Genomic DNA, 8,954 nt, shown 5'->3' with positions numbered 1-8,954 from the left:
CTTTGCCGGGCCGCAGGCGCAGCGGCCCCCTCGGGGGGCAGGGAGCTACACGAAGTGGGCGACCGTGGGGGCCATAGTTGGCGTGGCGGCGTTAGCCGCCACGCCGCATCATGTCGAAGAACTCGTGATTGTTCTTGGTGGCCTTCATGTTCTTGAGCATGAGCTCCATGGACTCGATTTCGTCCATGTTGTACATGAATTGGCGCAAAATCCGCGATTTTTGGAGAATTTCGGGTGCGAGCAGCAGTTCTTCCTTGCGGGTGCCGCTGCGGTTCAGGTGGATGGCCGGGAACACGCGTTTTTCGTAAAGGCGGCGGTCCAGGTGAATTTCGCAGTTGCCGGTGCCCTTGAATTCTTCAAAGATCACCTCGTCCATGCGGCTGCCGGTGTCGACCAGGGCCGTGCCGATGATGGTCAGGCTGCCGCCTTCTTCAATATTGCGGGCCGCGCCGAAAAAGCGCTTGGGGCGCTGCAGGGCATTGGCGTCCACGCCGCCGGTCAGCACCTTGCCGGAGGAGGGCAGCACGTTGTTGTAGGCGCGGGCCAGGCGGGTGATGGAGTCCAGCAGGATGACCACGTCCTTGCCGAGCTCGACCAGGCGCTTGGCGCGTTCGATCACCATTTCGGCCACGTGCACGTGGCGCGCGGCGGGTTCGTCGAAGGTCGACGAAATCACCTCGCCGCGCACGCTGCGCTGCATTTCGGTCACTTCCTCGGGGCGTTCGTCCACCAGCAGCACCATCATGACCACTTCGGGGTAATTGGCGGTGATGGCGTGGGCGATGTTCTGCATCATCACGGTCTTGCCGGACTTGGGCGGCGCCACCAGCAGGGCGCGCTGGCCTTTGCCTATGGGCGAGACGATGTCGATGATGCGGCTGGTCAGGTTCTCTTCGCCCTTGATGTCGCGCTCGAGCTTGAACTGTTCGCGCGGGAACAGCGGCGTCAGGTTCTCGAACATGACCTTGTGCTTGTTGTCTTCCGGCAGGCCGTCGTTGACCTTGTCGAGCTTGTTCAGCGCGAAGTAGCGCTCGCCGTCCTTGGGGGTGCGCACTTCGCCTTCGATCATGTCGCCGGTGTGCAGGTTGAAGCGGCGGATCTGGCTGGGGCTGATGTAGATGTCGTCGGTGGACGCGGTGTAGCTCGAATCAGGGGCACGCAGGAAGCCGAAACCGTCGGGCAGCACTTCCAGCACGCCGTCGGCCACGATGGTCTCGCCGGTTTTTGCACGTTTTTTGATGATGGCGAACATCAGCTCCTGCTTGCGCATGCGGCCGACGTTTTCGATCTCAAGGGCTTCGGCCTGCTTGAGGACTTCAGACACGTGCAGTGCCTTGAGTTCGTTTAAGTGCATGGAATTACTCCTTGCGGAGTTCATTGATGGAAAACGGGGGAGGTTTGAAAAGAAGCCGCAGAAGGTGGCTTACAAACCGGCAACTCGAACCGGGCGGCGCGGGCCGTACCGGTGAATAAGGCACATTATGACAGGAAATTCAGGCGGGAAACGGGTGCAATCTCATGCGCCCGGCGCGGCCGGCCGGGGGAGGGGCGCCGGTCGGGAAGCGGCAGGGGCCGTGCTTCCTTTCCCGGCGCAAAAATACTTCAGGCCAGTTGCTGGTCGATGAAGGCGGTCAATTGGGCCTTGCTCATGGCGCCGACCTTGGTGGCGGCCAGCTGGCCGTCCTTGAACAGCATCAGCGTCGGAATGCCGCGGATGCCGAACTTGGCGGGGATGTCGCGATTTTCGTCGACGTTCATCTTGGCGATCTGCAGCTTGCCGTCGTAGCCGGTCGCCACTTCATCCAGGATGGGAGCGATCATCTTGCACGGACCGCACCATTCGGCCCAGTAATCCACCAGCACGGGTTTGGAGGATTGCAGCACATCGGCTTCGAAGGTGGCATCGGTGGTATGTTTGATCAGTTCGCTCGCCATGGCGGCTCCTTTGTCTTGGTTAGGATGGTTACGATACGTAGGGCTAAAGTTGCAGTCATTGTGGCAGAAAGCAAGTGGCCGGGTCGGGCAGGCAGGGGCTATCACCCTGATAGCCACCCGCTCAATCCGCCCGCGGCCCGCCCCAAGTTTCCCCCTGTTGCCCGTCGCAAACCCTATTCATGCCATCTGCCGCCATCGCCGACCTTGCCGACACCGCCGCCCCGCCTGACGCGCGGTGCTGGCGCCAGGCCATGGCCGGGCTGGCCGCGGCCATCGAGGCGCGCGGCGTGCATCCGGCCGAATGTGTCGTGCTGCTGCCCTATGCCCAGCTGATCCAGCAGGCGCGCCAGGCCTGGGCCGCGCAGGCCGGCGACACCTTTTTTGTCCCGCGTTTTGAAACCACCATGAATTGGGCCGGCGGCCTGGGCGGCACGCTGGGCCTGTTCACGCCCTCGGGCGACGATTTGCGCATGGACGTGGCCGTCGACATGCTCACCGCTGCCTCGCTGCTGGAACGCGCCGGGCTGGGCAACCAGCAGGACGCGTTGGCCGGGCGCCTGGTCGAGGCCGCCTGGAGCCTGGCCGGCGTGGCCGCTGCTGTGATGCCGGCCAGGCGCCGCGCCTGGAGCGAAGGGCTGGCCCAGACCCTGGGTGCGGGCCTGGACTCCCCGGTGCTGGCGCTCGAGGCCGCCGTGGGCCGCATCGCGCTGGCCTGGGCCGCGGCCTCGGCCTATCCAACAGACCGGCTGTTCCAGGCCCGGCCCTTGCTGTTTGCCGTGCTCGAAGGCTTCCAGGCCGACCCGCTGACCGAGGCGCTCAAGGCCCATTTCGGCGAGCTGTCCCTGTCCATCCCCTTGTGCATTCCCCTGGAAGCCGGCCCGCCGCCCGCCTTGCATGCCGCACAGGATGCCGAGGACGAGGCTGGGCGCGCGGCGGCCTGCGTGCTGGCCCACCTGGCGCAGGGGCGCAGCCCGGTCGCGCTGATCGCGCAGGACCGCCAGCTCACGCGCCGCGTGGGCGCCATGCTGGCCGAGCGCGGCATCGCCATGCGCGATGAAACCGGCTGGAAGCTGTCCACCACCCGCGCCGCCGCCGGCCTGATGAGCCTGCTGCGCGCCTTGCCCTGGGATGCTTCGACAGACGCCGTGCTCGATTGGCTCAAGAATGCACCCGCTTTTGAGCCCATGCTGGTGACCGCCGCAGAAACCGAGCTGCGCCGTGTCGGCGTACGCGCCTGGCGCGACCTGCCCGAATTTGCCGCCGAAGACATCGTGCCGCCGGCTTTTATGGCCACCCAGCCGCTGGCCCTGCAGGCCAACGCGCTGCGCGCGCCCCTGGCCCGCGCCCGCCCGCTGGCCGTGTGGCTGCGCGACCTGCGCGCCGCGCTGCAGGCGGCGGGCCAGTGGGAGGCGCTGGCCGGGGACGAAGCTGGCCAGGTCGTGCTCGAGGTGCTGCGCCTGCACGAGGGAGCCGAGATTGAATTCCAGGCCTCGCCGGTCATGCGGCTCAACGATTTCACCCAATGGGCCAACCAGGCGCTGGAAGGCGGCAAGTTCGCGCCGCCGCATCCGGCGGCCGAGCAGGTCGTGATTCTGCCGCTGCCGCAGCTGCTGGGCCGGCCCATGCGCGCCGTGGTGCTGCCCGGCTGCGACGAGATCCGCCTGCCGGTCTCGCCCGAACCCGCCGGCCCCTGGACACCCGCCCAGCGCGAGCTGCTGGGCCTGCCCACGCGCGAAACCCTGGCCGCCGCGGCCCGCCAGGCCTGGCGCTACGCCCTGCAGGCGCCGCGGGTCGACGTGCTGTGGCGCAGCAGCGAAGCCGGCGAGCACCTGATCCCCAGCGGTTTTGTCCAGGAACTGCTGCTGGCGCAGGACGACGCCCCCCAGGAAGCGCAGCCCGCTGCCGACCCGCGCAGCCTGCGCGCCGTGGACATCCAGCCCACGCCGCACCCCTTTCCGAGCGGCGAGGCCTTGCCCCTCACGCGGCTGTCGGCCAGCGCCTATGAAGACCTGCGCCGCTGCCCCTACCGCTTCTTCGCGCTGCGCCAGCTCAAGCTGCAGGAGCCCGAGGAGCTTGAAAGCGAACTCGGCAAGCGCGACTTCGGCAACTGGCTGCACGGCTTGCTGCGGCATTTCCATGAAGCACTGAAAGCGCAGCCCAACGACGACCCGGCCGTCCGCGCCACCATGATGAATGCGGCGGCGGACCGTGCCGCCCAGGAACTGGCACTCACTGAAAGCGAGTTTCTGCCCTTTGCCGCCGCCTGGCCCGGCGTGCGCGAAGGCTACCTGGCCTGGCTGGCCGATCATGAAGCGAGCGGCGCCCGCTTTGACGAAGCCGAGGTCTGGCGCGAAATGCCGCTGGGCGAACTCACCCTGCTCGGCAAGCTGGACCGCATAGACCGTCAGGCCGACGGCCACGCGCTGCTGATCGATTACAAGACCGAGCCGCGCGCCACCACGGCCGAACGCATCAAGGGCGGCCAGGAGGACACCCAGCTCGCCTTCTACGCCGCGCTCATGAGCGACGACACCCTGGCCGCGGCCTATGTCAACCTCGGTGAAAAAGAGCCGACCAAAACCTATGAGCAGCCCGAGATCGTCGGCCTGCGCGATGAACTGATAGACAGCATCCTCACCGACATGGCCCGCATCGCAGGTGGCGCGGCCCTGCCGGCGCTGGGTGAGGGCAAGGCCTGCGATTACTGCGCCGCGCGCGGCCTGTGCCGGAAAGATTTCTGGAGTCTTGACGAAGAAACAGCCGGGGAGGGCGCATGAGCGCATCGGGCAACAAGCTGATCGCCCATGCAGCCGCCTACGAATGCAACGGCGAGCCGGTCTCCGCCGAGGCGTTTTATGCGATTGCCTGCGACCCGCGGCGCAGCGTCGCGGTCGAGGCCTGCGCCGGCGCCGGCAAGACCTGGATGCTGGTCTCGCGCATCGTGCGCGCCCTGCTGGACGGCGCCACGGCCGCGCCCGGCCAGCAGGTGCTGCCGCATGAAATCCTGGCCATCACCTTCACCAAAAAAGCCGCCGGTGAAATGCGCGAGCGCCTGGACGACTGGCTCAAGGCCTTTGCCCATGCCGACGACGCCACCCTGCAGCGCGAGCTCGAAATGCGCGGCGTGCAGCTGGACCTGGCCGGCGCCAAGGGCCGGCAGGCCGCTCAGCAGCTGCGCGAGCAGCTGTCCAACCTGTACCGCTCCATCCTGGCCAGCGGCCGATCGGTGCAGATACGCACCTTCCACAGCTGGTTCGCGGCCTTGCTGCGCAGCGCGCCGGTCGCGGTGCTGCAGCGGCTGGAGCTGCCCGTCAACTACGAGCTGCTGGAAGACGACGCGCCCGCGCGCGCCCTGGTCTGGCGGCGCTTTTATGCGGCGGTCGCGCTTGACGCCGCGCTCAAGGCCGACTTCGAGGCCGTGGTGCTCACCCACGGCCGCTTCCAGGCCGACAAAGCCTTGCAGGCCGCGCTCGACAAGCGCACCGAATTCACGCTGGCCGACGAAAAAGGCGTGATCGCCGCGTCGGTGCAGCCCTTCGCGCTGCAGTTCACCGAATTCGGCGGGCTGGATGAGCCGGAAGAGCTGCTCAGCACGAACCGCTTTCACCGGCAGACCCTCAGGGACGCCGCGATGGCGCTGGGCCGCGCCAGCGCGCCGACTTTTTCGGCCAAGGGGGTGGAGCTCGAACAGGCGCTGACGGCCGGCGACTTCCCGGCCGCCATCGCGGCCCTGCTGACCGAAAAAGGCACGCCGCGCAAGTTCGGCGAAAAAATCGTCGGCATCGAGCAGGTGCGCATTGCCCAGGACCTGGTGCTGCGTGTGGTCGCGGCCCGCCAGCAGCACGACGCCTGGCAGCACCAGCAGCGCATGGCGCGCCTGAGCCGCGTGCTGATCGCGCAGTTCACCGCTCTCAAGCGCGAGCGGGGCTGGGTCGACATGAACGACGTCGAGCGCGCCGCGCTGCTGATGCTGGCCGACCCGGTGCTCTCGGGCTGGGTGCAGGAGCGGCTGGACGCGCGCATACGCCACCTGATGATCGACGAGTTCCAGGACACCAACCCGCTGCAGTGGCAGGCCTTGTACTCGTGGCTGATCGGTTATTCGGGCGCGGGCACGGCGCCCAGCGTCTTCCTGGTGGGCGACCCCAAACAAAGCATTTACCGCTTCCGCCGTGCCGAGCCGCAAGTCTTCCGCGCCGCGCAGGCTTTTGTGGTGCACGGCCTGGGCGGCGATCTGCTCAGTTGCGACCACACGCGCCGCAACGCCGAGGCGGTCATAGACACCGTTAATGCCGCCATGGTGACGGCGCGCGAAGCCGATGCGTATGACGGCTTTCGCGAGCACACCACGGCGTCCGGCCTGGCCGGCGCCGTGGGGCGCTTGCCGCCGATTCCGCGCAACAAGGACGAGGAAGAGGCTTCGCCGCTGGCCGCCGGCTGGCGCGACAGCCTCACCACGCCGCGCGAACTGCCCGAGGAAACGCTGAGAACGCGCGAGGCCCGCCAGGCCGCCGCATGGATCTCGGAGCAGATCGCCGGCGGGCTGCGGCCCCAGGACGTGATGGTGCTGTCGCGCAAGCGCGCCGGCCTGCTGCCGCTGCAGGACGAGCTGCGCGCGCTGCACATTCCCGCCCAGGTCGGCGAAAAAACCGAACTGATTGACTGCTGCGAAGTGCTGGACCTGGTGGCGCTGCTTGACGTGCTGGTCTCGCCGCAGCATGACTTGTCGCTGGCCCGCGCGCTGCGCTCGCCGCTGTTCGGCCTGTCCGACGGTGGCCTGGTGCAACTGGCTTTGCTGCAGCGCGAGCACGGCGCACCCTGGTACGCGCTGCTGCAAAAAGATGAACTGCTGGCGCCCGAGTTGCAAGGCCTGGGCCAGACCCTGGCGCGCTGGAAAAGCTGGCTGGACAGCCTGCCGCCGCACGACGCGCTGCAGGGTATTTATGACGACGGCGACGTGCTCGCGCGTTTTGGCGCCGCGGCGCCTGCGGCCCAGCGCGGCGCGGTGCTGGCCAATCTGCGCGCGCTGCTGGGTGTGTCGCTCGAATTGGACGGCGGCCGCTACGCCACGCCCTACGGTTTTGTGCGCGCCCTCAAGGCCGGCGGCACCCAGGCGCCGGCCACTGTCAGCGGCGAGGCCGTGCGCCTGCTCACCATCCACGGCGCCAAGGGCCTGGAGGCCGAGGCCGTGTTGCTGCTGGACACCGATACGGTGGAGCGCAATGCCGACAGCATGGGCGTGCTGGTCGACTGGCCCGGCGAGGCCACCGAGCCGCGCAAGTTTGTTTTCCTCGTCAGCGAAAGCCGGCCCCCCGCCTGTGCCGCCGACACCCTGGCCGCCGAGCAGGCCGCCCGCAAGCGCGAGGAACTCAATGCGCTCTATGTGGCGCTCACGCGCGCGCGCCACACCCTGGTCATCTCTTCCATTGAGCCGCACCGCATGACCACCGAAAGCTGGTGGCAGCGCCTGCAGGGCCTGCTGGGCGAACTGCCCGCGCCCGTGGCTGACGAAACGGCGGGCCTGCGCCCGCAAGCGGCCGATGCCGGCGTGTTCTACCTGCCTGAATTGCCCGAACTGCCCCAGGCCCTGATGCCCGAGGCGCCCGCTGTCGAGAGCCTCGATGAGGATTCCCTCAAGGCCCGCATAGGCAAGGCCATGCACCGCCTGCTCGAATGGGGCGGTGCGCTGCCGCCCGAACAGGTGGCGGCCGCAGCACGCGAGTTCCGCCTGAGCCCGGCCCAGGCCGCGCAGTCGGCCACGCTGGCCGGCCGCATCCTGGCGGGCGAGGGCGCCTGGGCCTGGCGGCCCGAGGTGCTGGCCTGGCAAGGCAACGAGGTCGACCTGGTCTACGCCGGCCAGGCGCTGCGGCTGGACCGCCTGGTGCAGCGCAAGGACGCCGGCCATGAAGGCCACTGGTGGGTGCTGGACTACAAATCAGCCACCGCCCCGCAACGCCAGCCCGCGCTGGTCGCGCAGCTGCAGGCCTATCGCGCGGCGGTGCAGCGCATCTACCCCGGTGTGCCGGTCAAAGCGGCTTTTCTGACGGGGCAGGGAACTGTGGTCCTCGTTGACTGATCACACCGGGCCTGTCCGGCGCCCCTTCCTTGCACTCCATGCCGGCTGAAAGGATTCCCATGTTCAAGCAATTCCTCGCCTCTGTGGCCCTGGCGGCCACCTTGCCGCTGGTGCTGGCGCAAAGCCCCGCGCCGGCCAATCCCACCGTGCGCCTGCGCGCCACGATTGAAAAAGTCGATGCCACCAGCCTCACCGTCAGGGAGCGCAGCGGCGAAGTCATCACGCTGGCGCGGCCCGCCGCGATGGATGTGTCGGAAGTCTTTCCGCTGGCGCTGGCCGACATCAAGCCCGGCAGCTATATAGGCACGGCCGCCATGCCGCAGGCCGACGGCAGCCAGCTGGCGCTTGAGGTGGTGGTGTTTCCCGAAGCCGCGCGCGGCACCGGCGAAGGCCACCGCCCCTGGGACTTGCGCCCAGAAAGCACCATGACCAATGCCACCGTGGCCGACCTGGCCGCCGCGCCTTCGACGGTGCCCGGCGGGCAAAAGCTCACGCTGCGCTACAAGGACGGCGAAAAAACCGTCATCGTGCCGCCCGATGCGCCCGTGGTCTCCTTCAAGCCCGGCAAGGCCGATGAAAACACGCTGCTGGTGCCAGGCGCCAAAGTGATGATCACCGCCCAGGAGCAGGGCGGCAAGCCGACCGCGCTGCGCGTGATCGTCGGGCGCAACGGCTTTGCGCCGCCCATGTAAGGAGCGGAGGCCGGTCGCTATCCCGGCGGCCTCTCCCTGTAATAATCAGGCCATCCTGTTTCGCCGAACCGCGCCCGCTTGGGGCGCTTTGTGTTCGCGACCGCGAACCTTCCGTTTTTTCTGCTTAACCTGTGGCCGCTGCACGCGGAACCCCCTTGACACCTGGCGCATCCCCTGTTGAATCCACCCCGGCCGCCGCATGGCGCGTGGCCGTCATAGGCGGCGGGCCCGCCGGCCTGATGGCCGCCGAG

The 8,954-nt window shown here is 68.0% G+C and carries 5 protein-coding genes; 3 read left to right on the top strand and 2 right to left on the bottom strand.

Annotated features, from left to right (window positions below):
- Nucleotides 1-91: 91 nt before the first annotated feature.
- Both rho and trxA read right to left on the bottom strand, forming a co-directional pair.
- The gene (rho, locus tag PMI15_RS23815; protein ID WP_007875125.1) at nucleotides 92-1,354 is read right to left on the bottom strand and encodes a transcription termination factor Rho; all 1,263 of its coding nucleotides are present in this window, start codon (nucleotides 1,352-1,354) and stop codon (nucleotides 92-94) included.
- Between the two features lie 248 nt (nucleotides 1,355-1,602).
- Nucleotides 1,603-1,935, bottom strand: coding sequence for a thioredoxin TrxA (gene trxA, locus PMI15_RS23810; RefSeq protein ID WP_007875124.1), 333 nt, complete (start codon nucleotides 1,933-1,935; stop codon nucleotides 1,603-1,605).
- A 179-nt stretch (nucleotides 1,936-2,114) separates the two neighbouring features.
- On the opposite strand from trxA, the gene PMI15_RS23805 reads away from it, so the two are divergent.
- Genes PMI15_RS23805 through PMI15_RS23795 form a run of 3 tightly spaced genes read left to right on the top strand, consistent with a single transcriptional unit; the run spans nucleotide 2,115 to nucleotide 8,703 of the window.
- Nucleotides 2,115-4,712 (top strand): PD-(D/E)XK nuclease family protein, encoded by a 2,598-nt coding sequence (locus PMI15_RS23805; RefSeq protein ID WP_007875123.1) that lies wholly within the window; start codon nucleotides 2,115-2,117, stop codon nucleotides 4,710-4,712.
- Nucleotides 4,709-8,011 carry an exodeoxyribonuclease V subunit beta gene (locus PMI15_RS23800; protein ID WP_007875122.1) on the top strand — a complete coding sequence of 1,101 codons (3,303 nt, stop codon included), beginning with the start codon at nucleotides 4,709-4,711 and terminating at the stop codon, nucleotides 8,009-8,011. The genes PMI15_RS23805 and PMI15_RS23800 overlap by 4 nt, the downstream gene beginning before the upstream one ends.
- 59 nt (nucleotides 8,012-8,070) lie before the next feature.
- Complete coding sequence (locus PMI15_RS23795; protein WP_007875119.1) at nucleotides 8,071-8,703, top strand: hypothetical protein; 633 nt, start codon at nucleotides 8,071-8,073, stop codon at nucleotides 8,701-8,703.
- Nucleotides 8,704-8,954 lie beyond the last annotated feature (251 nt).

Origin of the sequence: Polaromonas sp. CF318, from assembly GCF_000282655.1 — a bacterium.
Lineage (GTDB): Bacteria > Pseudomonadota > Gammaproteobacteria > Burkholderiales > Burkholderiaceae_C > Polaromonas.
This window is presented reverse-complemented; position numbering and strand designations above follow the sequence as displayed.

What these genes read in the sequence shown, in the direction of transcription:
- rho (WP_007875125.1), bottom strand. Translation starts at nt 1,354, where the DNA reads ATGCACTTAAACGAACTCAAGGCACTGCACGTGTCTGAAGTCCTCAAG.
- PMI15_RS23800 (WP_007875122.1), top strand. Translation starts at nt 4,709, where the DNA reads ATGAGCGCATCGGGCAACAAGCTGATCGCCCATGCAGCCGCCTACGAA.
- trxA (WP_007875124.1), bottom strand. Translation starts at nt 1,935, where the DNA reads ATGGCGAGCGAACTGATCAAACATACCACCGATGCCACCTTCGAAGCC.
- PMI15_RS23795 (WP_007875119.1), top strand. Translation starts at nt 8,071, where the DNA reads ATGTTCAAGCAATTCCTCGCCTCTGTGGCCCTGGCGGCCACCTTGCCG.
- PMI15_RS23805 (WP_007875123.1), top strand. Translation starts at nt 2,115, where the DNA reads ATGCCATCTGCCGCCATCGCCGACCTTGCCGACACCGCCGCCCCGCCT.